The following is a 25704-nucleotide window of genomic DNA, read 5'->3' as shown; positions in this document are numbered from 1 at the left end:
CATGCCTTGGTGTTGAGTCAGGCTCTGGGCCTGGCTTGACACTAGCCGGTAAGATCAGGTCGGGGCTTTATACAGTTCCGAGTATATCCTTCCCTTAAACGTAGTCCACAGATTAGTGGCGCGTCAGGAGATTATCATGAGTCAACAAGTAGACAATATTCAACCCAGCTATCCTTTATTCCGTAACGATGAATATAAGGAAAATTTGGCCACTAAACGTGAGCAGTACGAAGAACGTCATCCGCAGGAAAGCATCGACGAAATTTTCCAATGGACGACCACCAAAGAATATCAAGAGCTGAACTTTAACCGTGAAGCTTTAACCGTTAATCCAGCCAAAGCTTGTCAACCACTGGGTGCGGTACTGTGTTCACTGGGTTTTGAAAAAACCATGCCTTATGTGCATGGCTCACAAGGTTGTGTTGCTTATTTCCGGACTTATTTTAACCGTCACTTTAAAGAACCGATTTCCTGCGTTTCTGACTCTATGACTGAAGACGCGGCGGTATTTGGCGGTCAAAAAAATATGTTTTCTGGTCTGGAAAACGCCAAAGCTTTGTATAAACCAGTCATGATTGCGGTTTCTACCACTTGTATGGCGGAAGTAATCGGTGACGACTTGAACGCGTTTATTAATAACGCGAAAAAAGAAGGTTATATCGATCAGGAATATCCGGTGCCGTTTGCGCATACCCCTAGCTTTGTGGGCAGTCATACCACTGGTTGGGATAATATGTTTGAAGGTATTGCCCGTTATTTCACCCTGAATTATATGGAAGGTAAGGAAGTAGGCAAAAGTGGCAAGATCAACTTTGTGCCCGGCTTTGAAACTTATCTGGGTAACTTCCGTGTCATCCACCGGATGATGAAGGAAATGGGCGTGTCCTACACTCTGCTCAGCGATCCTACCGAAGTGCTGGATACTCCGGCTGACGGTGAGTTCCGCATGTATGCCGGCGGCACCACGATAGATGAAGTTAAAGACGCGCCTAACGCGATCGATACCATTCTGTTGCAACCTTGGCAGTTGGAAAAAACCAAAAAGTTTGTGCAAAACACCTGGAAACATCCTGTGCCTAAACTGGAAATTCCGATGGGTCTGGAATGGACTGACCAATTCCTGATGAAAGTTTCGGAAATTACCGGTCAACCGATTCCGAGATCGCTGGAAATTGAACGGGGCCGGTTTGTGGACATGATTACCGACTCACACGCTTGGCTGCACGGTAAAAAAATTGCGCTGTACGGTGATGCCGATTTTGCTCTGGGTATGACTAAATTCCTGCTGGAATTGGGTGTGGAAGTGACTGATGTGTTAGTTAACCACGCGAACAAACGCTTCAAAAAAGCCTGCGAAGAAATTTTAAAAGCTTCGCCTTACGGTCAAACCGCTACTGTACACATTGGTCGTGATTTGTGGCATTTCCGTTCACTGATGTTTACCAATAAACCTGATTTTATGATTGGTAACTCTTACGGAAAATTCATCCAACGCGATACCTTTTATAAAGGCGAAGCGGATGAAGTGCCATTGATCCGGATTGGTTTCCCGATCTTTGATCGCCACCATTTGCACCGGATGACTACCCTGGGTTATGAAGGCGGTATGTATATGCTGACTACCCTGGTGAATGCGGTTCTGGAGCAATTGGATAAAGAAACCAAAGGTATGGGCACCACCGACTATAACTACGATTTGATTCGCTAGTTAATCATTAGGTTAGCTTCTTTCTTTAAGTTAAACTTGTATTCCGGCCAGGATGGCCGGAATCCAGCAAAGACTTGATGCTAATCGAATCTTGGGCCTGCCAGCTCACCTAGACTAATGTTTGGAGAATTCTATGCCCAGCGTCATGCTAAGAAAGCGAGAAGACGGTAAATTACTGTTTTATGTTGCCAAAAAAGATTTGGAAGAGACCATAGAGTCCCTGGAGTTTGACAGCCCGGATAAATGGGGTGGTGAGGTCGTTTTAGGCGACGGTTCGCGGTATTATTTTGATGTGCTGGAAACCCCTCCGAAACTACCTCTGACTTTACAAGCAAAAAGATTATAAACAGGAGGCCGTAATGGCTTTATATATTGTTGCCGAAGAATGTATTTCCTGCGGTGATTGCAAACCGGTTTGTCCAACCGATTCAATCAAGGAAGGTGCAGTGGTTTTTGAAATCAGCAAAAAAACCTGTACTGAATGCAACGGTGATTATGATGTCCCGCAATGTGTGAAAGTTTGTCCGATTGATAATTGTATTTTGCCATTAGTGGCTTGATCCGAATGATCTGTGTGCTGTTTGCACCAGTTTTTATTTAATATAAAGCGCTTTGTCCAGGCCTTGTTACAAGGCATTACCATCAAGGCCTGGGCAGCCTATCCTCGATTCCGCGTTGCTTCATTGAGGCTACGCGGAATCGTTAGGTTTAATTATGGGGCCGGTGGTTTTTCCGTCAGCGGGGAAATAGCCGGATACCTTGTTTACCAGCCGGTTTTGAACAGGAAATAGTATGACCATCAATCCTGAACTACTGCAAAACCTTGCAGAAAAAATCTCTTCCGCTACGCTCAACGAAACTTTGATTAGTGCCGTTAGAAGCGAATATCCGGGCATTCATTTTACCTATTGCATGGAAGATGATATTCCTAATCATGACCCTATTGTCGAACATCCCGGATTTAATTTGTATCTGGTTGATGGCCGGGATCATTGTTTGTGTCTGACCCGAAATTTTGACCACGCCACCGGTATTGTGATTGCTGAAGTGATTCCTGATTAACCGTGACTGATCAGCAACATCGTCCTGTATCCCTGCCCCTGGCTGATTGCAGCTTGTGTCCATTTCGAGGTAAAACCCTGTTGATGGGGCGCTGTATGCCGGGTGACACGTGCGTATTTGTGGAAAGCGGTCGGCAGATTGACCGTTTTTTTCGCATTAATCCCGCTTATGCCGTGCTTTACCTAAACGATAAGTTTTGGGAAAGACGGGCAATTGCCGTACGTTACTCCCCCTTAAAAGCACTGACTGCCCTGATTAATGATGAAGATGAGGTAGTACGTCGCGCGGTTGCCTTGCGCTTGCCTATCCAGCAACTCAATTTGCTGATTAATGATCCTGACCGGGAAGTAAGGATGGCGGTTGCTGACCGGATAGATCTGCAGCAACTGGAACAATTGGCGGACGATGCGGACTATATTGTGCGTTTAACCGTAGCCAAACGCTTACCGCCAGGACGTTTGTTCCGTCTTATTAAAGATGAGGATATGCAGGTCCGGCAATTTGTGGCCAAGCGTTTGCCTGAAGTCAGTTTGGGTTTGATGGCAAACGATGCGGCAGCGGATGTACGGCGGATTGTGGCAGAACGGATGGCTGCTGAGGATGCGGTATTGTTGCTGAACGACAGCGATTGGCTGGTACGCTATACTGCGGCGTTAAAGGTTGCCCAAGAACACCTGCAGCCTTTGCTTGATGACCCTGAAGCCGATGTTCGGGATGTTGCCCGGCAACGCCTTAATTCTCTTATTCCCTCGGATGTCGATCATGACTGAAGCTAAACTCATCCTCGCCGGACAAGATATTACCGGGTGCTGTAAAAAAATTATTCCCGGTCAAAACGATGATTTATTGCTGCAGAAATTGCAGGCACTGATTCCGGATTTTCCAATTTATCTGGCTTATACCGGTGATGAATGGTATCGGTTGGGCGGCGTGGTGGATACTAGCGGTAAGCGTATTGCCGGCGATTTGGTGGAATGGGCCGAACGCAGTTTTCTGGAGTGCGGTCAAAATCTGCAAACCTTGATTGAATGGACTCAGGAACAGCAGTTAATTGCCACCAAACAAACCGGTAAGACCCTGTATTTTGTGGTGCAAACCGGGGACAAGGCAGAAGATTTTACCCTGATAGAAATTGATAAAACCCATGAAGTGACGGACAGATTGCTGGTGGATGAGAATAACCCGCCTGAAGATTTGGAGGAGTTTATTGACCCGTTACAACCTTATTGCATAGAAAGTACCGGTTTGGGCAATTCCCGCTATACCTACCGGCGCAAAACCAATGTTAAATTGTTCATGGAAGTGATTACCGAGCATCATCCGGTTGAACATCCGGTACAGCGCTTTATGGACGACTGGAACCGCAGCAGCGCCGGGCAGAAATACCGGATGACCCAGGACTGGATTATTCGGCCTTATCGCCACACCGGCCGATTTGGAGAGCAGATTGTTAATGTGGAAATTATTAATATTCATCAAAACAATTTACCGCACCTGGAAGATTTTGCCGGGAAAAAAGGCAGTACGCTGAGTAATATCCTGACTCGGTTTGACCGCCACGCCGGTTATCCGTTTGCCTGGTTTTTTTATATGCTGAAGGGCCAGCTGGTTTCTACCCATAGTGCTGATTCGGTGTACCGGGATTTATCCAATGATTTTGCCTATCTGCCGCAACGTGATGAGGCGGTGCTGAGGGATTGGATTGCGCAGCCTTATAATGTTTGAATATTGGGCTGGGCTTGGATAAAGGCTACCATTAGTCTTTGCTGATAGATTGTTGCAGGTGCAGGAGTCGCATAAATGGCGATTATTGCTAGGCGGTAATAATTTATAGTCCAGAAAATTCAACCTGCACAAATTGCCGGTATTCGTGCATTTGTCGTTCATGCCAAGGATGCACCGACAAAACGTTTTTATGAGCAGTTTGGTTTGGTGGCCTCACCAACGGACCCGTTGCATCTATTTATATTGATTAAAGATTTGCTGAAGTCCATTGAGAATTAATGGTTAGATTTGTTACGTGAGAGATACGCCTCCAGCAACGACAATATACTAAGCGAGTGACTCAATTAGGATTAGGGCTTGTGCATCTTATCAATTGCAACCGCAATCAAACATAAGTCTTTATCCATTTTAAATATATATCGGAAGTAGCAACACACATGGATATTGATGCTACTCAATCAAAAAAGTCAAAGCGCATTTGCATGGGGTTGGCATCGGGTTTGCGGAACAGATCGGTGCGTAATGGGCTGTGCGGCTGATCCAGGCCCAGGCGTTTGCTGATTAATTTAAAGCGCTGGGCCAGCAGTTGAGCGTAGATACCGCTACCGCTCATGCGTTGCTGAAAGGCTGCGTCATATATTTTCCCACCTCTGGTTTCCTGGATCAGGTTTAATACCTTGGCAGCTTTTAAGGGGTAATGGTGGTGCAGCCATTCCTGGAATAATTCCGCGACTTCCAGTGGTAAGCGCAGCAGTATGTATTCGGCAGTTTGCGCCCCGGCAGCCTGAGCAGCACTGAGGATGCTTTCCAGTTCGTGGTCATTGAGGCCCGGAATCACAGGCGCTAGCATGACATTGACCGGAATGCCGGCTTCCCGTAGACGGCTGATCGTGCTTAAGCGGCGCTGGGGAGCGGCGGCTCTGGGCTCCAGATTCCGGGCCAGATCTCTATTCAGGGTGGTGACTGAAATGCCGACTGATACCAGGTTTTGACTGGCCATTTGCGCCAGCAAATCAATATCCCGCTCTATCAGCGCTGATTTGGTGACGATGGTCAACGGGTGACGGGTTTCCTGTAGCACTTCCAGAATTTGACGCATGATGTGCTGCTGTCTTTCCAGTGGCTGGTAGGGATCGGTATTGCTGCCCAGGGCAATGGGTGCGCATTGGTAATTGCGCTTGGCCAGTTCCTGACGCAGTAATGCCGGGGCATCCGGCTTGATCAGTATTTTGGTTTCAAAATCCAGTCCCGGCGAATAGCCCAGATAGGCGTGGCTGGGCCGGGCAAAACAATAGATACAGCCATGTTCGCAACCGCGATAGGGGTTGATGGAGCGGTCGAAGGGGATGTCGGGGGATTTGTTATAACTGAGCAGGCTGCGGCTGCTGTCGATGATGGTTTCGGTGCGCAGCGGCGGCAGTTCGGCATCCAGACTGCCCCAGCCGTCGTCTTCGGCGGCTGTGCTTTGTTTTTCATAGCGCCCGGCCAGATTGCTGATGGCGGCGCGGCCTTTGTAATCAAGCGGCTTGGACATGGGCGGACACCGGGAGGCTAATGGTTAAGCTGACGGTATGGTACACCCTGTGCATTATTTTATTCGGAAATGCTTTCCGCCCGGTTCAACATTTCTGCCGAGGTCATTTCCAATGCCTGAATGAAGTAAGCACAGGCCTGATCTTTGTCACCCTTGTTAAATAATACTTCACCCAGTAATTGGTAGGCTTCTACTGAGCTCTCCAAATGTAGGCTTTTTAATAAGTATTGTTCGGCTTTTTCGATTTGCTGGGCTTTCAGGGCCAACTTGCCCAATATTCTTTGCAATAGCGCATCGTTGGGATAGACGGCCAGCCATTTTTCCGCTTCCTGCAATTGTTTGGCCGGGTCGCCGATATCGATATTGGCGTACAGCATCAGAGTGGTGTCATCCCAGTGCCTGCCCAACTGGTTAGTGATGGCCAGCTCAATTTCTGCACTGGCGCCGGCATTGATCATGGCGGCGAAATAAATATTGGCAATGCCGGACAGGGTTTTAATATGATCAGGCACATTGTTCCAGGACTCCTGGATGACTTGTACATCGCGCTGTTCCGCCGCTTGTTTGAGTAAGCGGCTGAAGGTTTGGGTTTCCAGTAATTTGACTTCGCCTTCCATCAGAATTTTGTTTTTCTGTAGCGATGGCAGGATTTTGCTCAACCCTTCCCAATCGCCGATATGCTGGTAGGCTTGATGCATCATTTTCAAGACTCTGGCATGGCTGGGATTGATGGAATGCAGTTTGCTCAGGGTGATCAGCGCTTCTTCAAACTGCTGTTCGGATAAGTGCAGTTCGGCCTGAGTTAAGCCCACCGTCAGGTTGGTATCGGAAGTTTGCTCGGCAGCTTTTTGCAGATATTCGTCACGTTTGTCCAGCGCACCACGCGATTGGGCGGCGCGAGCGGCAGTGAGGTAGTGCAATAAGGGGGCACCACTATTGGCTGCATGCTTGATAAGAATATTTTCGGCCCTTTCCCAGTTGCCGTCTGCAGCATCGAATAAACCGGCAATCAGGGCTTGCTGAGACCGGTTGAATTTAATGTTGTGCTTGTGCTTGCTGTAACGGCCAGGCAGGCGGATCAAGACGCCAAGCAGACGGAAGATGTTGTATAACAGCAAAAATCCGAGTACCTGAACCACGCTGAACACGGTTAGGGAGGTTTCCAACGACCAGTGGCCCAAGCCCAGCAAAACATAGCCGGGATCGTCTTGCTCAAGCAGCCGGTTATGCAGCAGATAAAGCAAAATGCTGACCACCAGCAATATCACCAGAAAATGGCTAAATTTTTTCATGGCGCGACTCATTTGGTTTTGCCGACTGCTTGGGATTCGGGTGCAGTTGGTGCAGACGGTTGGGCAACTGCGGTGGGCTGGGTTGCCGTGGCCGGAATTTCCTGGGCAGCCGGTGGGTTGCTGAATACCACTTTATCGGTTTCTATGCGCAACTTGCCGACATCTTTTAACATTTTTAATGAGGTGCTGACATCGGGATATTGACCGTGTATCTGGATACCGGCCAGTTTATCCAGACCGGCCAGGAATTGCTCGGTTTCGGTATTTTCAGCAAAGTTTTTCTTTAACCATTGTTTGGCGTCTTCAATGCTATGTATATAGAGGGTGTCATTTTGCTGTACCAGGGCAATTTCGATCATTTCCAGCCTGACTTTGAGCTGTTGTTTGATGAAGAGCGCTTCTTCCGGGGTTAATATGGCGCTGACTTGCTGGTCGGTATGACGCAAAATGATGTAGCCATTGAGTTGTTTGGCCAGACCGTTTAATACACCATGCTCCTGCTGTTCCGGGGCATCCGCAGTGGCTTGGGGTTTTTCGTGCTGTTTGCCGATATGCGGCAGAAATACTGACAAGTTTTCCACTTGATCCTGTAAATGCTGGATATTGCCGTAGATACCGACAATGTCGGGAACAGTGGCGCTATCCAGCAAGGCGATTTCTTTGGCTATTTGTTCACGCACTTTGAATACGGCAGCATCACCACTTTCTCTAAGGCGTTGGTCGGCGGCTTCCAGCGCTTCCCGGGTGGTGGCGACATCGCCAACCAGATGCAGGCGCTGATTCGCGACAGTCAGCAGATATTCGGCATCGGCCAGCAGCCAGTCGCCACGGGTTTTACCCAATTGGCGCTGTAAAACCACGATAGAGGACTCCAGATCTTTACGGGTGTTTTCCAGACGTTCTTCGTGGAGTTTGGAAAAATCTGTCAGGGTTTGGGTAAAGTGGTTGTCCTTACCGGTCATCTCGGCATTGACATTGGCGATTTGGGCCTGCAAGGTGGAAAGCTGGCCCTGCAAGCCATTCATTTCCTTGTCTATTTCGATCAATTTCAGGCTGTCCTGATTATTGTCGGTATCCTGACTGTTACGTAATTGTTGAAAAAAGTAAAATCCAGTAACGGCCAACACGATGATTAATACGATGGCCACTATGCCTATCCATAATCCGGCGCGTGACTTTTTTACCACCAGGGTAGTCGCAGGAAATTCTTGTTGTTCTTCAGTTAATTCGGCCACTGTGTTCCCCGTTAAATAAGGTCGTCAAGGTCTCTAATATCGCTGTATCCGTAGGCTGCCGGCTCGCAATAATCTGTTTAAAGCCAAGCTGCTCGGCTGTTTGTGCAATTCTGTCACTCATCACTATCAAAGGCAGTGCTCTGAGTAAATCGGCTAAGCGGTTATCCAGCATCGCCAGCAAATTGTGCAGCGCTTCGACACTGGTTACCGTTACAGCATCCAACTGACATTCCATTAAACTGTCGGTCAACGGCCTTATATCGGCAGTTGGCCTTTGTCGGCTATAGACCTCCAGATAGCCGACAAAGGCTCCCCGACTGCGCAATGCTGCAGCGAGTTTTTCCCGGCCACCAACACCGCGTACGATGATACAGGTTTTTCCGGTAACATCAGCCAACTGGGGTTCGGCGAGCAGACCTTCGCTGCTGTAATCATGGATCGGCACACAATCAACCTGCCAACCGGCCAAGCGCAGACTTTTGGCGGTTGCAGCACCCACTGCGGCAATACACGGCTGGTTTGTGCCGGGCATTGTGCCACTGAAAGCGCTGAGAGCAAAATCCACAGCGTTTGTACTGGTAAAAATCAGCCAATCCGCATTTAGAGCGCACTGTAAACTTTGTGGTTCCGGTGCGTTGGCAATAATTTCCAGGGTTGGCAGATGTAAGGCTTTGCCGCCGGATTGTTCTATTATTTTGCACAATACATCAGCCTGCCCGGCAGGGCGGGTCACTAAAATCCGCGAGCCTGGCAATGCTGATGTCATTGGTAGAGTTCCTGTAAAATTTCTGCGGCACCCTGATTCAGCAAATCTGCTGCTATCGCTTTACCCAATTGTTCGGCCTGATGCAGTTCTGCCTGCGCCTGAGCCCGATACAATAAACTGCCATCTGGCCGCCCCACCAGACCGCGCATGAACAGCTTGCCTGTGCTGATTTCGGCAAATCCGGCTATCGGAACCTGACAACCGCCATGTAATGCTGCATTCATAGCGCGTTCGGCACTGACCCGCAGTTGGGTGTCCGGATCATGCAGGGCGGCTAAAAACTGATGAATTTCCGTGTCATCGCTACGACATTCGATGCCGATTGCGCCTTGACCAATGGCCGGCAAACTTTCCGCCGGGCTTAAGCCAACTGTGATCCGCTCTGCCATACCCAGTCTTTTCAATCCAGCTGAGGCCAGGATAATAGCGTCAAATTCACCAGCATCCAGTTTAGCCAGGCGAGTATTGACGTTGCCGCGCAAACTGAGGATTTCCGCATGTGGAAATCTGGCCTTGATTTGGCATTGACGCCGTAAGCTGGAGGTACCGATACGGGCATTGGCCGGCAGCTCCGCCAAACTTTGGTAGCGATTGGAGACAAAAGCATCGGTTGGATCTTCGCGTTCCAGTATCACGGCCAGATGCAAGCCATCCGGAAATTCTACCGGTACATCCTTCATGGAATGAACCGCTATATCGGCTATGCCATCGAGCATGCCCTGTTCCAATTCTTTAACAAATAAACCTTTGCCACCAATTTTAGCCAACGGGGCATCCAGAATTTTGTCACCGCGCGTGACCATGGTCACCAGTTCGGTCTTTAAACCCGGAAAGGCCTGCGTCAGGCGGTCGGCAACATGCTGGGCCTGCCATAAGGCTAATGGGCTTTGCCGGGTTGCAATGCGTATTGTTTTTTCAGCCAAAATAGTTCCTGCCACTTCCGACGGTTTAAGGCTACTGCCTTTACGTCAAACGTCTTAACAAAATATCGCCTATTGTAATCCGAATCGGCTTGTAAATCCTTGCTAACTTAATTTAAGCTGATATATATGGCTAACGAATATGAAAGTCGGCAAATTCTTCACCGACATGGCATTCTATAACTATGACCTGGTTGACTTTGGCCAATAATGGGCCGTTATGACACCAGGCGATTAGTTCTTGCACGGCTTTGGGCTGACCTTTGGCTATCAGCTTGACATCGCCGTTTTCCAGATTTTCGACATATCCCCTGACATTAAGTTTTAGCGCCTGTTTGCGGGTATACGCTCGAAAATAGACACCTTGCACCCGGCCTTTTACGGTAATTTCCACGCTATGCGTCATCGGCTAATCCTCCAGCAATAATGAATTTTAGCATCTCGGCTAAAATCAACCGGGATGGTATCGGCACTAATATTTTCGATGCGTAAATCGGCCAGGGCTTCGGTATCCAGTTTGAAACGGCGGAAATTAGTGGAAAAATATAAAACGCCATCCTCAGCCAATAGTACAACGGCGTCACGCAATAACTGGACATGATCGCTTTGTACATCAAACGCTTCGTCCATTTTTTTGGAATTGGAGAAGGTGGGAGGATCCAGAAAAATCAGGTCAAATTGCGGCTTACGCGGCAGGGCAGCTTGTTCTGCCAGCCAGACCAGGCAATTGGCGCGGATCAACACATGTCCGGCACCAATGCCGTTTAAGTCGAAATTTCGTTTTGCCCAATCCAGATAGGTATTGGACATGTCGACAGTGACGCTGGACACAGCGCCACCTTTGGCGGCGTGGACGCTGGCCGTTCCGGTATAGGCGAATAAATTCAGGAAACGCTTACCTTGTGCCTGTTGCTGGATTTTTAAGCGTATCGGTCTATGATCCAGAAATATGCCGGTATCCAGATAATCGGCGAAATTTACCCAAAATTTGCAGCCGCCTTCCTGAATGACATGAAACTGTCCGGTTTCCGCGTATTTTTCATATTGATCGGTATTTTTCTGTTTACGGCGGATTTTTAAAAATACCTGATCGGCCGGGATTGCCAGAACCTGTGGGATTTCGGCCATGATCGCGGCCAGACGCTGGTTGGCTTTATGCGGATCTATGGTTTTGGGTGATTCATATTCCTGGACATTGACCCAGGTTTTTTCGCCTTGATAAATGTCGACCGCTACTGCATATTCGGGTAAATCGGCATCATAAAGCCGGTAACAGTCAATATTCTGTTGTTTGGCCCATTTCGCCAGTTTTTTTAAATTCTTACGTAAGCGATTGGCAAACATTTCTGCCGTTACATCAGTGTCGGTTTGCTGGCTATTACGGCTGATTTGTTCCAGGCGTTCCTGCTGGGATCTGGGTTTGGGTTCAAAAAAAGCCGGTGCGTCGATATCAAAACGTAATAATTTACATTCCAGTGGCCCGTTAAACATGGTGATGGGTTTTTGGGAGCGTAGCCCCAGCCGAAAACCCAGCTCTGGATTACTGATAATCATGGCGGCCTGCCAGCCGGCAAAGCTGCTTTTCAGTACTTCGCCAAAGCGCCGGTAGAGATTGGCCGTTTGTTCTTCGTCACCCAAGCGTTCGCCATAAGGCGGATTGCACACCAACAGGCCTTTGGCCCAGCTCTCTGCCGGTGCGGCATCAGCTATTTCACGTTTTTCTACATGAATTCTGCCTTGCAAGCCGGCATTTTCGATATGCTGTAAGGCAATAACCACTGTGCGTCTATCCTGATCGAAACCGGCAATGACCGGCAGTTTTGCCAAACCTTGTTCACGACGCTGTTTGGCTTCGATCAGTAATTTTTCCCAGAGTGGCGCATCGTGTTTTTTCCAGCCTAAAAAGCCGAAATAATCCCGCTGCAAACCCGGCGCATAATCAGCGGCTATCATGGCCGCCTCTAATAGCAAGGTAGCCGAACCGCACATGGGATCCAGCAGGGAACCGCCGGCAGCGGCAATTTTTGGCCAGCCGCTACGTAATAAAATGGCGGCAGCCAGATTTTCTTTGATCGGCGCAGCGATACTGACTTCCCGCATGCCGCGTTTATGCAGGCTTTCTCCGGACAAGTCCAGGCTGAGTTGAGCCATGTCATTATGCAGGTAAACATTGACGCGAATGCTGGGTCTGTCGGTGTCTATATTCGGGCGTTTATCAAATTTGGCCCGCATCTGATCGACGATGGCATCTTTGACTTTCAGAGCGCCGAAGTGGGTGTTATTGATGGCTATACTATTTTTAGCACTAAACGATACTGCCAGACTGTCATCAGGTTTTAAATGCTCAAACCAATTAATTTTTTTTACGCCATCGTACAGATCTTGCTGGGACTTGACCGGAAACGTGCTGAGCAGTAAAAACACCCGATTGGCGGTACGCAGCCACAAACAGGCTCTATAGGCCATTTCCAGATCACCGCTAAACAGTACGCCAGCCATTTTTTGCTGTACCTGTTGTCCGCCCAGGGCTTCGATTTCGGCAGCTAGTATGCCTTCCAGGGCTTTGGGAGTGGTGGCAAAAAGTTGGTATTGGCTCATAGCATTTAAATGGTTTAATTGGAGGAGTAGGATACAGGATGTCTGGCTTTTAGTGAGGTTTTTTGTCCTGTAAATTGGGTTTTAAGGCACGTAGTAAAAGGTGTAGGGCTATGGATGACTATTGGTTGACCCACATGACTTATCCGGAAGTGCCGGAGGATGTGCCGACTCTGGGGGGACATGGTTCGCGAGCGATGCGTACACGGCGTTCAGCGCCTTCTATGTCTCCTACGCCGTATTCGGCGTTGGTTTTAGATGGGGTTGGATTGAATTGGATGGGTTGACTTTTTCTTTAGGCAAAAAAAAAGCCCAATGATTAGATTGGGCTTTTGGAGTTAGAAGCTTGGCAATGTCCTACTTTCACATGGCAAACTGCCACACTATCATCGGCGCTAAGCGGTTTCACTTCCGAGTTCGGGATGGGATCGGGTGGTTCACGCTCGCTATGGTCACCAAGCAATTTTGGTGGGCAGGCGGTTCTTTAACCTGCCGTCAGACCTTTGAGGCTTTAAGTCTTAGTCCTCCCGTATTTCTACGTTGGCTATGACTATTGCATCGCTATCGCTTTTGCAATCTTTTTTGCTTTTTTGCTTCTCAAAGGCGTCTGGAAATCTGTATTCGTCAGTTCTTTTCGTTTCTCTCGCATTTTATCAGCGCTTTGCCAACAAACACCAAACGCATTGGGTGTTATATGGTCAAGCCTCACGGGCAATTAGTATACGTTAGCTACATGCATTACTGCACTTCCACATCGTACCTATCAACGTCGTCGTCTTCAACGGCCCTTCAGGGGACTTATAGTCCCAGTGAGATCTCATCTTGGGAGGGGCTTCCCGCTTAGATGCTTTCAGCGGTTATCCTGTCCGAACGTGGCTACCCGGCAATGCCATTGGCATGACAACCGGAACACCAGAGGTTCGTCCACTCCGGTCCTCTCGTACTAGGAGCAGCTTCCCTCAAATCTCAAACGCCCACGGCAGATAGGGACCGAACTGTCTCACGACGTTCTGAACCCAGCTCGCGTACCACTTTAAATGGCGAACAGCCATACCCTTGGGACCTGCTTCAGCCCCAGGATGTGATGAGCCGACATCGAGGTGCCAAACACCGCCGTCGATATGAACTCTTGGGCGGTATCAGCCTGTTATCCCCGGCGTACCTTTTATCCGTTGAGCGATGGCCCTTCCATACAGAACCACCGGATCACTAAGACCTACTTTCGTACCTGCTCGACTTGTCCGTCTCGCAGTCAAGCACCCTTATGCCTTTGCACTCATTGCCTGATTTCCGACCAGGCTGAGGGTACCTTCGTGCTCCTCCGTTACTCTTTGGGAGGAGACCGCCCCAGTCAAACTACCCACCAGACACTGTCCCCAAGCCGGATGACGGCTCTAGGTTAGAACTCCAAACATACCAGGGTGGTATTTCAAGGTCGGCTCCACAAGAACTAGCGTTCCTGCTTCTAAGCCTCCCACCTATCCTACACAAGTAGGTTCAAAGTCCAGTGTCAAGCTATAGTAAAGGTGCACGGGGTCTTTCCGTCTAGCCGCGGGTACACTGCATCTTCACAGCGATTTCAATTTCACTGAGTCCCGGGTGGAGACAGTGTGGCCATCGTTACGCCATTCGTGCAGGTCGGAACTTACCCGACAAGGAATTTCGCTACCTTAGGACCGTTATAGTTACGGCCGCCGTTTACTGGGGCTTCGATCAAGAGCTTCTCCGAAGATAACCCCATCAATTAACCTTCCAGCACCGGGCAGGCGTCACACCCTATACGTCCACTTTCGTGTTTGCAGAGTGCTATGTTTTTGCTAAACAGTCGCAGCCACCGATTTTTTGCAACCTCCTTACGCTCCGTCCGCGAGGGACTTCACTTATCAAAGGCATACCTTCTCCCGAAGTTACGGTATCATTTTGCCTAGTTCCTTCACCCGGGTTCTCTCAAGCGCCTTAGAATTTTCATCCCACCCACCTGTGTCGGTTTGGGGTACGGCCACTGTTAACCTGAAGCTTAGAGGTTTTTCCTGGAAGCAGGGCATTCATCACTTCGCGTCTCTCTCAAGACACTCGTCATCACGTCTCAGCATTATGAATCCGGATTTGCCTAGACTCACTGCCTACTCGCTTAAACTGCCACTTCCAACCGACAGCTGATGTAGCCTTCTCCGTCACCCCATCGCAGTTAACATTGGTACAGGAATATTAACCTGTTTTCCATCGACTACGCCTTTCGGCCTCGCCTTAGGTGCCGACTAACCCTGCGTCGATTAACGTTGCGCAGGAAACCTTGGGTTTTCGGCGAGAGGGTTTTTCACCCTCTTTATCGTTACTTATGTCAGCATTCGCACTTCCGATACCTCCAGCCCACTTCTCAATGAACCTTCGCAGGCGTACGGAACGCTCCTCTACCACTCACGCCTAAGCGTAAATCCGTAGCTTCGGTACTATGCTTAGCCCCGGTGAATCTTCCGCGCAGACCGACTCGACCAGTGAGCTATTACGCTTTCTTTAAAGGGTGGCTGCTTCTAAGCCAACCTCCTGGCTGTCTGGGCCTTTCCACATCGTTTCCCACTGAGCATAGATTTGGGGACCTTAGCTGACGGTCTGGGCTGTTTCCCTTTTCACGACGGACCTTATCACCCGCCGTGTGTCTCCCGTGCTGGCACTTCTTGGTATTCGGAGTTTGCATCGGGTTGGTAAGTCGGGATGACCCCCTAGCCGAAACAGTGCTCTACCCCCAAGAGTGATACACGAGGCGCTACCTAAATAGCTTTCGAGGAGAACCAGCTATCTCCGAGCTTGATTAGCCTTTCACTCCTATCCACAGCTCATCCCCGTCTTTTTCAACAGACGTGGGTTCGGCCCTCCAGTCAGTATTACCTGACCTTCAGCCTGGCCATGGATAGATCGCCCGGTTTCGGGTCTACACCTTGCGACTAAACGCCCTATTAAGACTCGCTTTCGCTACGCCTCCCTTATTCAGTTAAGCTTGCCACAAAATGTAAGTCGCTGACCCATTATACAAAAGGTACGCAGTCACCCCACGAAGGGGCTCCCACTGCTTGTACGCATACGGTTTCAGGTTCTATTTCACTCCCCTCTCCGGGGTTCTTTTCGCCTTTCCCTCACGGTACTAGTTCACTATCGGTCAGTAAGGAGTATTTAGCCTTGGAGGATGGTCCCCCCATGTTCAATCAGAGTTTCTCGTGCTCCGACCTACTCGTTTTCACTAAGAGAAAGTTTTCGTGTACGGGGCTATCACCCTGTGCCGCCGGTCTTTCCAGGACCGTTCCACTAACTTTTTCCTAGCTTAAGGGCTAGTCCCCGTTCGCTCGCCACTACTTAGGGAATCTCGGTTGATTTCTTTTCCTCCGGGTACTTAGATGTTTCAGTTCTCCGGGTTCGCTTCCAGCCGCTATGTATTCACGGAAGGATGACGGGGTTATCCCCGCCGGGTTTCCCCATTCGGACATCTCTGGATCAGGGCTTGTTTGCAAGCTCCCCAAAGCTTTTCGCATGCTACAACGTCCTTCATCGCCTCTTACTGCCAAGGCATTCACCGTATGCGCTTATTCACTTGACCATATAACCCGAATGCGTCTGTTGTTCGGTGCTCGGTGTTGTTTGGGCTTGGGCCTCATCACTTGCGTGTGCGGCTTGCGCTTTAACTTTCTCCTCTCACTTCACTTCAGTGCTTTTGAGTTTCTAGTCTGCTGACATGTTCGCTGATTTTTGCTTGAGTGTTGTGCCCACTGTTTTCACAGTGAACAGAACCCATCACGATCTTGACTTTCGTGATGTTTACGTTTTACAGATTTCCAAATTGTTAAAGAGCGATTGGGGTTATTCTCCCAATTCCATGCGGTCTGTTCTCTATCCGGTTAAGCTGATCTCAGCCTACAGGATTCAAACGACATGGAGTTGTGAGTGTGTCCTTCATCTAAAACATCGACGCGCGGTTATGGTGGAGCCAAGGAGGATCGAACTCCTGACCTCCTGCGTGCAAGGCAGGCGCTCTCCCAGCTGAGCTATGGCCCCTTTGTGGGTATGGCTTACGGCTTGGCTTTCTTGGCCTTCGCTTTTCAGCGGCGGCTTGGCGTCGGCTTGCTATGCTGCTTGCCTCGGCCCGGTTTAGTTGGTGGGTCTGGGAGGAGTTGAACCTCCGACCTCACCCTTATCAGGGGTGCGCTCTAACCAACTGAGCTACAGACCCAGGTGCGTCGTGTTTTCTATCGAAATAATTTGTTGTGGATACGTGCCAGGATGGCTTTGACTTTGTAAGGAGGTGATCCAGCCCCAGGTTCCCCTAGGGCTACCTTGTTACGACTTCACCCCAGTCATGAATCACAAAGTGGTAAGCGCCCTCCCGAAGGTTAAACTACCTACTTCTTTTGCAACCCACTCCCATGGTGTGACGGGCGGTGTGTACAAGGCCCGGGAACGTATTCACCGCGGCATTCTGATCCGCGATTACTAGCGATTCCGACTTCATGCAGTCGAGTTGCAGACTGCAATCCGGACTAGGACCGGCTTTTTGGGATTTGCTGGCTCTCGCGAGTTTGCTGCCCTCTGTACCGGCCATTGTAGCACGTGTGTAGCCCTACCCATAAGGGCCATGATGACTTGACGTCGTCCCCACCTTCCTCCGGTTTATCACCGGCAGTCTCCCTAGAGTTCCCAGCCGAACTGTTGGCAACTAAGGATAAGGGTTGCGCTCGTTACGGGACTTAACCCAACATCTCACGACACGAGCTGACGACAGCCATGCAGCACCTGTCTCAGAGTTCCCGAAGGCACTCCGCTATCTCTAACAGATTCTCTGGATGTCAAGGGTAGGTAAGGTTCTTCGCGTTGCATCGAATTAAACCACATGCTCCACCGCTTGTGCGGGCCCCCGTCAATTCATTTGAGTTTTAGCCTTGCGGCCGTACTCCCCAGGCGGTCAACTTAATACGTTAGCTCCACCACTAAGTTCTTTAAGAACCCAACGGTTAGTTGACATCGTTTACGGCGTGGACTACCAGGGTATCTAATCCTGTTTGCTACCCACGCTTTCGTACCTCAGCGTCAGTTTGAGTCCAGAGAGCCGCCTTCGCCACTGGTGTTCCTTCAGATCTCTACGCATTTCACCGCTACACCTGAAATTCCACTCTCCTCTACTCAACTCTAGTGACCCAGTATCAAATGCAGTTCCCAGGTTAAGCCCAGGGCTTTCACATCTGACTTAAATCACCGCCTACGCACGCTTTACGCCCAGTAATTCCGATTAACGCTTGCACCCTCCGTATTACCGCGGCTGCTGGCACGGAGTTAGCCGGTGCTTCTTGTATGGGTAATGTCAGTCTACCGGGTATTCGCCGATAGGTATTCCTTCCCATTGAAAGTGCTTTACAACCCTCAGGCCTTCTTCACACACGCGGTATTGCTGGATCAGGCTTCCGCCCATTGTCCAATATTCCCCACTGCTGCCTCCCGTAGGAGTCTGGGCCGTGTCTCAGTCCCAGTGTGGCTGATCATCCTCTCAGACCAGCTATGGATCGTCGCCTTGGTAGGCCATTACCCTACCAACTAGCTAATCCAACATAGGCTCATCTCATAGCGCGAGGCCCGAAGGTCCCCCGCTTTCACCCGTAGGTCGTATGCGGTATTAGCGTGAGTTTCCCCACGTTATCCCCCACTATGAGGCAGATTCCTATGCATTACTCACCCGTCCGCCACTCGTCAGCGCCCGAAGGCCTGCTACCGTTCGACTTGCATGTGTTAAGCATACCGCCAGCGTTCAATCTGAGCCATGATCAAACTCTTCAGTTTAATTTCAACTGACACTAAATAAGATTAGTGTCCAATCTCTTGGCTCGACGACAGAGCGTCTGTACTGCTAAATTGACGTGTCTCTCTGTGTCGATCTTTCTATTAAGCAAAGCTTAAATCTCGACACATACCCACACAAATTATTTCGATTCGGTTGTTAAAGAGCTGAGGCTTTCGCCCCGTTGAGCCGACAAATTATACAGCCTTTCTTATTTCAGTCAAGCGTTTTTTTCAGCGGAGCAGTGAATCATTCATCAATATATAGCTGAATACTGCTTGCCACCGAAACCAAGCGCTTGACCCAGCTTTAAGTAATGAATAAACGCTACTTTAAGCTACGCCAGAAACTTTATCAGTCTCGTCTCTGCGCCGTTCAATCCGAAGATCAATCACCGCTGAAGAGCCGGCCATTATACGGAACTTATCAGCTTAGTCAACTGGTTTTTTTTCGACCGGTTTTTTGGCGCGCGGATGGGCATTGTCATAAACCCTGGTCAGATGCTGAAAATCCAACTGGGTATAGATTTGGGTGGTACCTATATTACTATGGCCCAGCAGTTCCTGAACCGTACGAATATCCTGGCTGGACTCCAGCATATGAGTGGCAAAGGAGTGCCGCAACATGTGTGGATGAACGTGCTCCGGCAGATTGTTTTTAATACACCATTTTTCTAGACGCAGTTGCACGCTACGCTGGCCCAACCGAGCGCCGCGCGCACCGACAAACAAAGCGGGCGATGGGGTTTCCGGCCTGACCGCCAGCCATTTGCGGATAGCCGCGATGGCTACACTGCCTATGGGTAACTGCCTGTCCTTACCGCCTTTGCCAAAGCGTACCCGTAAAAAACCTTCTGCCAAACCTAGATCGCCGATATCCAGCATGACTAATTCGCTGAGCCGCAACCCGGAGGAATAAAATAATTCAAACATGGCCAAATCGCGGATTTCCAGAATGGAGTCGGGATTAGCATCCAATAATCCGGCGATCTGATCCACATCCAGGGTTTTGGGCAGTTTCTTGGCAGACTTGGGCGCACGGATATCCTGAACCGGATCATTACTGACTATTTGCCTTTTTAGCAGATAGCGATAAAAGCTGCGCAGGGCCGCCAATTCACGCTGTATGGTTTTGCCGCCGACTCCGTCTTTATGCCTAAAAGCCGTATAAGCGCGAATGTCACTTGTTTGTAAAGCCTGCCAGCCATTAATTTGCTGTTGTCGACAATAAGCCTGCAGGCGTTGCAGATCACGCCGATAGGCAGATAGGGTATGCGCGGACAGCCGCTTTTCGCCGCTGAGATATTCAAAAAAGCCTTGCAATGCCGAATCTGCATCGCTGTGCATGTCTTAAGCCTGGGGGCGCAGCAAGGAAATCAGCCGGGTACCGATAATTTCGCTCATTTGGGTTAAAAACAGACTACCCATGCTGTGATGAAATCTTTGCTCATCACGACTGCCAATACCGATGATACCTTCCAGTTCGGTGAAAACCATGGGGATAATGGCGCAGGATTTGACTTCAAAAGCTTGCTCAGCAAACAGCAGCTGGGCTTGAGCCAGGGTTGGCCGGCCACATTTGGCCTGGTTGTTGCGCAATTCATTGGCAAAATGCTTTAACACCGGATCGGCACTGTGCACCATAATCCGATTGTCGACATCGACATCTTGTTCGGTAATAATTTTGACTGCGACAAAGTCTGTCAAAAAGCATTCGGCCAGTACTTCGCCTAAATTTATCAGCACTTCATTAATTGTAACGGCCTCCAGCATGGCCAGGGTTAATTCATGCATTCGGTTAAACGCAGCATCGTTTTCCCTGGCAATATCGATCAGCAAGGTCAGCTGATTTTCCTGTTCCTGATGTTTGGCCCGGAAAATCTCCAGTTGCTTGGCAATCAGCGACACCGCATTACCGCTAGGATGGGGAATTTGCATTTCTGCCAGCAATTCCAGCTGATTTTGAAAAAAATCAGGATGCTCACGCAAATATGCACTCACCTCTGCCTCGCTCACCGATCGATTCTCGTCATTACTCATACTATTATTCGCCCCTCAAATACCAAGCCAGCCGGCCCGGTCATATAGACGGCTTGATCACGTCCCTGCCAACTTATTTTCAATGCGCCGCCCGGTAAACTAACATCCACTTCGTGCTCCAGTAAATTCTGCTCTATACCGGCAATGACAGCGGCGCAGGCACCACTACCGCAGGCGAGAGTTTCTGCCGCACCGCGCTCATAAACACGCAATTTGATGGTATGGCGGTCTATGATTTGCATAAAGCCGATATTGGCCCGTTCCGGAAACAGCGGATGACTCTCCAGTACCGCGCCGACTGTTGCCAAAGGCGCCGAGTCAATATCAGCCACCTGAATCACAGCATGTGGATTACCGATAGACAGTGCGGCAAACTCTATGCTGCCGCTGTCCAGCTGTATGGTATAGCGTTTGGCTTCTTGCGGCATATTCAGCGGGATTTGCGCCGGCTGATGCCGGGGTATCCCCATATTGACAGTAATCAAACCATCCTCAGCCACATTCAAAACCAGTTGTCCGGCATGGGTATCAACCACGATGCGCCGTTTGTCTGTCAAGTTTTTATCCACCACAAAACGGGCAAAACAACGGGCACCATTTCCGCACTGAGCCACTTCGCTGCCATCGGCATTAAAAATGCGATATTTAAAATCAGCATTCGCATGTACCGGTTGTTCTACCAATAATAACTGATCGCAGCCCACACCAAAATGCCGGTCGGCAATCAGGCGAATTTGCTCGGACGATAAGTCTATGTTCTGATTGATGGCATCGATAACTACGAAGTCGTTACCCAAGCCATGCATTTTAGTGAAATAAAATTCCATGATGATTTACGGTAGCAGCTGTTCTGTCGCCCATAACTCTGCCAGGGTTTCTCTGGCTCGAATCAGATGGCTTTGATCACCATCGACCAACACTTCGGCGGCTCTGGGGCGGGAGTTATAATTTGAACTCATTGAAAAGCCATAAGCACCCGCTGAACGCACGGCTAACAGATCTGCCGGGCTTAATTTCAATAGCCGGTTTTTGCCCAGAAAGTCACCGGTTTCGCAAACCGGTCCAACGATATCCCAGGTTTGCGCTTCGGCATTACTTAGCGTATTGACCGGAATAATATCCTGCCAGGCACTATACAACGCAGGTCTGAGCAAATCGTTCATGGCGGCATCGACAATGGCAAAGTTTTTACCGGCAGTGGGCTTTAGATACTCAACTCTGGTCAACAGCACACCGGCATTACCGACAATCGCTCGGCCCGGCTCCAGTAAAATCTCAAAATCCCGGCCAGCCAAGCGTTGCAGTAGCGCCGTAATATATTCAGCTGGTTGTGGTGGCTGTTCGTCACGATAATTGATACCCAATCCACCACCCAAATCCAGATGATGCAGTTGGATACCCTCGGCCTGCAATTGATCAACCAGGGCCAAAACCCTATCCAGAGCATCCAAAAACGGTGCGGTTTCGGTTAGCTGCGAACCAATATGACAATCTATACCCACTACTTTAATATGCAGCATTTGCACGGCACGCCGATATTCGTGTAAAGCTTCGCTTATATCAATACCAAATTTATTTTCTTTGAGGCCGGTAGAAATATAGGGATGTGTTTTGGCATCGACATCTGGATTTACCCGAAAGGATACCGGAGCAATCACACCTAATTGTCCTGCCAGACGATTGATGCGATCCAGTTCGCCGTTGACTTCTACGTTAAAACAGCGGATACCGATCTGCAATGCGGCCAATATTTCATCTTCACGCTTACCTACGCCGGAAAATACAATTTTATCCGGACTACCGCCAGCAGCCAACACTCTGTGCAGTTCCCCGATGGAGACTATATCAAAACCGGAACCCAAGCGGCTCAACAGATTAAGTATGGCTATATTGGAATTAGCTTTTACTGCATAACAGATCAGGTGCGGATGAGCGGCAAAGGCCTGATCAAAGGCCCGCCAATGTCTCTCCAAAGTAGCGCGAGAATACACATAACACGGCGTACCGTATTGCTCGGCAATAGCAGTTACCGCAAGGTCTTCGGCAAACAGGCTGTTTTGCCGATAGTGAAAATGATCCATGTTTATTTTTTTGGTTGTTCGGTGGGTGGCGGATTATCCGGCAGGTACAAGGGGCCGATTTGACCACAGGCCTGCAGACATAAAGCCAAAATGATTAAAACTAAGTTATTGTTGTTCATAAGCTCTATTATTTAGCGCCATTTAGGCTGCTATCCGTCTAAACGGGCACGGTGAAAACCCAGGATTAAGGCATGTGCGTGTTGTTTGCTGACAAATAAAACCATTATTGCCAATACCTGCCGATAGTTTCCCCGGCACAGTTTAGGCAAACGGCCCATGTTACGGCTCTGCTTAATTGGCGGCCAAGAATATAGCACAGTGAGGGCTTAAACATAAGAAACCACGACCGGATGTATATAAAATTGTGGTTTTCATTGTATTGTATGTTAATAAGGCGACTTACTTTAGGTCTTCCCTACTCCGGCCAAACCGGTTTAGCTGATAAATACATGGGCTTACAGAGATATATTACCTTGATTAGCAATATTTGCTCGGGTTTATTGATGTAGGTAATTTAAACGGGCAATGTTTTGCCGACAAATTTTGCAGCCTCTTGCATAGTATTAATTGTGTCTACCCGAACAGCTCCGATCATCAAATCACTGCTAGGCAAACTTTTAAAATGGCTGGCCGGCATCATTTTACTATTGGCCGGCACCGCGCTGACAGCCTGCTATTTTTTTGTGCAGGAACTGGACAAGGAATTACCGGATATTGATCAACTGGCGCATGTGCAATATCAAACCCCGCTGCGCGTTTACAGCCAGGACCAGCAGTTAATTGCTGAATTCGGGGAAAACCGGCGCATTCCCTTGGCTTTTGAGCAAATACCACCGCAGTTGATCAATGCTTTTTTGGCCGCAGAAGATGACCGGTTTTACCAGCATAATGGTATAGACATCAAAGGCTTGTTACGGGCCGGCAGTCAATTGCTGGCCACCGGCAAAAAACGCCAGGGCGGCAGCACTATCACCATGCAGGTGGTACGTAATTTTTTATTGAGTAATGAAAAAACCTATTTGCGCAAACTCAAAGAAATCATGCTGGCGCTGAAAATTGAGAAGCGCTATACCAAACCACAGATTCTGGAGTTATATCTCAATAAAATTTATATGGGCCAGCGTGCTTACGGTGTGGCTGCAGCAGCTCAAGCTTACTATGGTAAAGAGATTTACCAACTGGATTTGGCCCAACAAGCCATGATAGCCGGGCTACCCAAAGCCCCATCGCTATATAACCCAATCGCCGACCCGGAGCGGGCTCTGCAAAGACGGAATTATGTATTACGGCGGATGCTGGAATTACATTTTATTGATGCCGACAGCTATAGCCAAGCCTGCGCCAAAGCCGACAACGCTTATCCGCAAACAACTCATATTGAGCTTAATGCTCCTTATGTAGCGGAAATGGTGAGGCTGGAAATGATGAATCGCTACGGAGAGGAAGCTTATACCCAAGGCCTGAAAGTTTACACCACGATTAATAGTAAGTTGCAAATCAGTGCCGAGCGTGCGCTACAGTTTGGCTTACATGAATATGACCAACGTCATGGCTACCGAGACCTGCCCCATAAAAACCTGAGCAAGAGTCCTGCGGCGTTCAGTGCTGCACAGGTAGGCGATACCCGCCAGGCGCTGATTACCGGCTTTGGCGACAACGGGATAAGTGCGCGATTATTTACTGGTGACAGTATTGTCATACCTCAGGCTAATCTGACCTGGACGCAATCGGCATTGAAGGCCCTGGACAGCAAGCATCAAGGCTGGCAACTCAATGATGTGATCTGGGTACGGCAACTGGATGATCAAAGCTGGACTGTGTCGCAAATTCCAGCTGCCGAAGCCGCTTTTGTAGTGCTTAATCCCAATAATGGCGGTATTTTAGCCTTAACAGGCGGTTTTGATTTTATCCAAAGCAAATACAACCGTGCCACCCAATCCAAGCGCCAACCAGGCTCTGGATTTAAACCCATCATCTACACTGCGGCACTGGAAAACGGCTTTACCCCGGCCAGTATTATTAATGACGCCCCCATCATCATTGAAGACCCCTCCCAGGAAAATGACTGGCGGCCGGAAAATTACAGCCGCCACTTTTTAGGGCCAACGCCATTACGAGTAGCTTTGCGGGAATCGATTAATCTGGTGTCTATTCGCTTATTACAGGAAGTCGGCATCAAACACGCCATTGATACAGCATTGCGTTTTGGCTTTGAAAGAGAACAGCTACCGGGCACTTTATCGCTGGCATTAGGCAGTGGCTATGCAACACCGTTAAAAATGGCCGAAGCCTATGCGGTATTTGCCAATGGCGGTTTTGCAATTAAGCATTTTCTGATAGAGCATATTGAAGATCATCAAGGCAATTTGGTATACCAAGCGCATCCCGATACTGTGTGTGCCGATTGCCCGAGCAGCAATACCCCGCAACCGGGCGTAGCGCCTCGGGTTATCACCACTCAAGTCAATTTTTTAATGAACAGTCTGTTAAGAGATGTGGTACAGCGCGGTACAGCCACTTCCGCCAAACAATTGGGGCGTGGCGATATCGCGGGTAAAACGGGTACCACCAATGAACAGCGCGATGCCTGGTTTAACGGCTATGCCGCTGATCTGGTGGCCTCAGCATGGTTAGGTTTTGACAATTCCAGCTCTTTGGGTGCAGGTGAAACCGGCGGTAAGGCGGCCTTGCCAATCTGGATTGATTTTATGAAGACGGCGTTGCGCGACAAGCCGGAAACTGCCTTGACACCGCCGGAGGGCATAGTAGCGGCCTATATCAACCCGGAGGACGGCTTGCTGATGAATCCGAACAATAAAAACGGTATTTGGGAGTATTTTAGCCGGGAAAGCTTGCCCACGGTTTTTTCAGGGCCACGCCCACAGGCAACGGAGACGAATAGCGATTCGGAAGTGAATCTTTTTTAACGGCA

At 49.2% G+C, this 25704-nt stretch carries 20 protein-coding genes, 2 tRNA genes and 3 rRNA genes; 8 read left to right on the top strand and 17 right to left on the bottom strand.

All coding sequences use genetic code 11. From position 1 onward, the window contains the following. The first annotated feature begins 136 nt into the window (after positions 1-136). From nifK to KEF85_RS00350, 6 genes are all read left to right on the top strand, one after another. On the top strand, positions 137-1708 hold the full coding sequence (gene nifK / locus KEF85_RS00375) for a nitrogenase molybdenum-iron protein subunit beta (protein WP_215582523.1): 1572 nt from the start codon (positions 137-139) through the stop codon (positions 1706-1708). Between the two features lie 133 nt (positions 1709-1841). Next, positions 1842-2054: a putative nitrogen fixation protein NifT gene (gene nifT / locus KEF85_RS00370; RefSeq protein ID WP_215582521.1), complete on the top strand. Its 213-nt coding sequence runs from the start codon at positions 1842-1844 to the stop codon at positions 2052-2054. Between the two features lie 13 nt (positions 2055-2067). Continuing rightward, complete coding sequence (locus KEF85_RS00365; protein WP_215582520.1) at positions 2068-2268, top strand: 4Fe-4S binding protein; 201 nt, start codon at positions 2068-2070, stop codon at positions 2266-2268. A gap of 232 nt (positions 2269-2500) precedes the next feature. Beyond that, positions 2501-2770, top strand: coding sequence for a DUF6129 family protein (locus KEF85_RS00360; protein ID WP_215582519.1), 270 nt, complete (start codon positions 2501-2503; stop codon positions 2768-2770). A 2-nt stretch (positions 2771-2772) separates the two neighbouring features. Continuing rightward, the gene (locus KEF85_RS00355; protein ID WP_246534998.1) at positions 2773-3540 is read left to right on the top strand and encodes a 4Fe4S-binding leucine-rich repeat protein; all 768 of its coding nucleotides are present in this window, start codon (positions 2773-2775) and stop codon (positions 3538-3540) included. Beyond that, complete coding sequence (locus KEF85_RS00350; protein WP_215582518.1) at positions 3533-4495, top strand: hypothetical protein; 963 nt, start codon at positions 3533-3535, stop codon at positions 4493-4495. The genes KEF85_RS00355 and KEF85_RS00350 overlap by 8 nt, the downstream gene beginning before the upstream one ends. 454 nt (positions 4496-4949) lie before the next feature. Here KEF85_RS00350 and KEF85_RS00345 read toward each other — a convergent pair whose 3' ends face one another. From KEF85_RS00345 to rlmKL, 7 genes are all read right to left on the bottom strand, one after another. Next, positions 4950-6029: a PA0069 family radical SAM protein gene (locus KEF85_RS00345; protein ID WP_215582517.1), complete on the bottom strand. Its 1080-nt coding sequence runs from the start codon at positions 6027-6029 to the stop codon at positions 4950-4952. A 59-nt stretch (positions 6030-6088) separates the two neighbouring features. Next, positions 6089-7321, bottom strand: a complete 1233-nt coding sequence (locus KEF85_RS00340) for a heme biosynthesis HemY N-terminal domain-containing protein (RefSeq protein ID WP_215582516.1) — start codon at positions 7319-7321, stop codon at positions 6089-6091. Positions 7322-7329: 8 nt separating this feature from the next. After that, positions 7330-8556 carry a uroporphyrinogen-III C-methyltransferase gene (locus tag KEF85_RS00335; protein ID WP_215582515.1) on the bottom strand — a complete coding sequence of 409 codons (1227 nt, stop codon included), beginning with the start codon at positions 8554-8556 and terminating at the stop codon, positions 7330-7332. Next, entirely contained in the window at positions 8540-9322 is a 783-nt protein-coding gene (locus KEF85_RS00330; RefSeq protein WP_215582513.1) for a uroporphyrinogen-III synthase, read from the bottom strand. The genes KEF85_RS00335 and KEF85_RS00330 overlap by 17 nt, the downstream gene beginning before the upstream one ends. After that, positions 9319-10245 carry a hydroxymethylbilane synthase gene (gene hemC / locus KEF85_RS00325; RefSeq protein WP_215582511.1) on the bottom strand — a complete coding sequence of 309 codons (927 nt, stop codon included), beginning with the start codon at positions 10243-10245 and terminating at the stop codon, positions 9319-9321. Before hemC ends, KEF85_RS00330 begins: the two co-directional genes overlap by 4 nt. A 130-nt stretch (positions 10246-10375) precedes the next feature. Then, the gene (locus KEF85_RS00320) at positions 10376-10648 is read right to left on the bottom strand and encodes an acylphosphatase (RefSeq protein WP_215582510.1); all 273 of its coding nucleotides are present in this window, start codon (positions 10646-10648) and stop codon (positions 10376-10378) included. Continuing rightward, a complete protein-coding gene (gene rlmKL, locus KEF85_RS00315; RefSeq protein WP_215582509.1) occupies positions 10645-12840 on the bottom strand; it encodes a bifunctional 23S rRNA (guanine(2069)-N(7))-methyltransferase RlmK/23S rRNA (guanine(2445)-N(2))-methyltransferase RlmL in 2196 nt (731 codons plus the stop codon). Before rlmKL ends, KEF85_RS00320 begins: the two co-directional genes overlap by 4 nt. Before the next feature lie 110 nt (positions 12841-12950). Between rlmKL and KEF85_RS00310 the strand changes: the two genes are divergently transcribed. Then, on the top strand, positions 12951-13124 hold the full coding sequence (locus KEF85_RS00310) for a hypothetical protein (RefSeq protein WP_215582508.1): 174 nt from the start codon (positions 12951-12953) through the stop codon (positions 13122-13124). Between the two features lie 57 nt (positions 13125-13181). On the opposite strand, the gene rrf is transcribed toward KEF85_RS00310, so the two are convergent. From rrf to lptM, 10 genes are all read right to left on the bottom strand, one after another. Beyond that, positions 13182-13297: ribosomal RNA gene (gene rrf, locus KEF85_RS00305) — 5S ribosomal RNA — on the bottom strand. A gap of 234 nt (positions 13298-13531) precedes the next feature. Further along, positions 13532-16426 (bottom strand): 23S ribosomal RNA (locus KEF85_RS00300). 379 nt (positions 16427-16805) lie between these two features. Continuing rightward, positions 16806-16881, bottom strand: a tRNA-Ala gene (locus KEF85_RS00295). 98 nt (positions 16882-16979) lie between these two features. Next, positions 16980-17056: transfer RNA gene (locus tag KEF85_RS00290), tRNA-Ile, on the bottom strand. A 65-nt stretch (positions 17057-17121) separates the two neighbouring features. Continuing rightward, positions 17122-18654 (bottom strand): 16S ribosomal RNA (locus KEF85_RS00285). The 16S, 23S and 5S rRNA genes sit together here with 2 tRNA genes alongside, the layout of an rRNA operon. A gap of 429 nt (positions 18655-19083) precedes the next feature. Continuing rightward, a complete protein-coding gene (xerC, locus tag KEF85_RS00280; RefSeq protein WP_215582507.1) occupies positions 19084-19998 on the bottom strand; it encodes a tyrosine recombinase XerC in 915 nt (304 codons plus the stop codon). Between the two features lie 3 nt (positions 19999-20001). After that, positions 20002-20691 carry a DUF484 family protein gene (locus tag KEF85_RS00275; RefSeq protein ID WP_215582506.1) on the bottom strand — a complete coding sequence of 230 codons (690 nt, stop codon included), beginning with the start codon at positions 20689-20691 and terminating at the stop codon, positions 20002-20004. Beyond that, on the bottom strand, positions 20688-21518 hold the full coding sequence (gene dapF / locus KEF85_RS00270; RefSeq protein WP_215582505.1) for a diaminopimelate epimerase: 831 nt from the start codon (positions 21516-21518) through the stop codon (positions 20688-20690). Before dapF ends, KEF85_RS00275 begins: the two co-directional genes overlap by 4 nt. 6 nt (positions 21519-21524) lie before the next feature. Next, positions 21525-22772, bottom strand: coding sequence for a diaminopimelate decarboxylase (gene lysA, locus KEF85_RS00265; protein WP_215582503.1), 1248 nt, complete (start codon positions 22770-22772; stop codon positions 21525-21527). A 2-nt stretch (positions 22773-22774) separates the two neighbouring features. Next, complete coding sequence (lptM, locus tag KEF85_RS16760; RefSeq protein ID WP_246534997.1) at positions 22775-22891, bottom strand: LPS translocon maturation chaperone LptM; 117 nt, start codon at positions 22889-22891, stop codon at positions 22775-22777. Positions 22892-23341: 450 nt separating this feature from the next. On the opposite strand from lptM, the gene KEF85_RS00260 reads away from it, so the two are divergent. Continuing rightward, complete coding sequence (locus KEF85_RS00260; protein WP_215582500.1) at positions 23342-25699, top strand: penicillin-binding protein 1A; 2358 nt, start codon at positions 23342-23344, stop codon at positions 25697-25699. The last annotated feature ends 5 nt before the right edge of the window (positions 25700-25704 follow it).

Source organism: Methylomonas paludis (assembly GCF_018734325.1).
Lineage (GTDB): Bacteria > Pseudomonadota > Gammaproteobacteria > Methylococcales > Methylomonadaceae > Methylomonas > Methylomonas paludis.
Note: the sequence above shows the minus strand (reverse complement) of the source record. Positions and strands in the feature narration are given on the sequence as shown.

Bases quoted from the DNA above. Each gene is read 5' to 3' on its own strand.
- nifT (WP_215582521.1), top strand. From the start codon at position 1,842: ATGCCCAGCGTCATGCTAAGAAAGCGAGAAGACGGTAAATTACTGTTT.
- rlmKL (WP_215582509.1), bottom strand. From the start codon at position 12,840: ATGAGCCAATACCAACTTTTTGCCACCACTCCCAAAGCCCTGGAAGGC.
- dapF (WP_215582505.1), bottom strand. From the start codon at position 21,518: ATGGAATTTTATTTCACTAAAATGCATGGCTTGGGTAACGACTTCGTA.
- xerC (WP_215582507.1), bottom strand. From the start codon at position 19,998: ATGCACAGCGATGCAGATTCGGCATTGCAAGGCTTTTTTGAATATCTC.
- KEF85_RS00275 (WP_215582506.1), bottom strand. From the start codon at position 20,691: ATGAGTAATGACGAGAATCGATCGGTGAGCGAGGCAGAGGTGAGTGCA.
- lysA (WP_215582503.1), bottom strand. From the start codon at position 22,772: ATGGATCATTTTCACTATCGGCAAAACAGCCTGTTTGCCGAAGACCTT.
- nifK (WP_215582523.1), top strand. From the start codon at position 137: ATGAGTCAACAAGTAGACAATATTCAACCCAGCTATCCTTTATTCCGT.
- KEF85_RS00330 (WP_215582513.1), bottom strand. From the start codon at position 9,322: ATGACATCAGCATTGCCAGGCTCGCGGATTTTAGTGACCCGCCCTGCC.
- KEF85_RS00340 (WP_215582516.1), bottom strand. From the start codon at position 7,321: ATGAAAAAATTTAGCCATTTTCTGGTGATATTGCTGGTGGTCAGCATT.
- KEF85_RS00360 (WP_215582519.1), top strand. From the start codon at position 2,501: ATGACCATCAATCCTGAACTACTGCAAAACCTTGCAGAAAAAATCTCT.
- KEF85_RS00310 (WP_215582508.1), top strand. From the start codon at position 12,951: ATGGATGACTATTGGTTGACCCACATGACTTATCCGGAAGTGCCGGAG.
- KEF85_RS00320 (WP_215582510.1), bottom strand. From the start codon at position 10,648: ATGACGCATAGCGTGGAAATTACCGTAAAAGGCCGGGTGCAAGGTGTC.
- KEF85_RS00350 (WP_215582518.1), top strand. From the start codon at position 3,533: ATGACTGAAGCTAAACTCATCCTCGCCGGACAAGATATTACCGGGTGC.
- KEF85_RS00365 (WP_215582520.1), top strand. From the start codon at position 2,068: ATGGCTTTATATATTGTTGCCGAAGAATGTATTTCCTGCGGTGATTGC.
- lptM (WP_246534997.1), bottom strand. From the start codon at position 22,891: ATGAACAACAATAACTTAGTTTTAATCATTTTGGCTTTATGTCTGCAG.
- KEF85_RS00345 (WP_215582517.1), bottom strand. From the start codon at position 6,029: ATGTCCAAGCCGCTTGATTACAAAGGCCGCGCCGCCATCAGCAATCTG.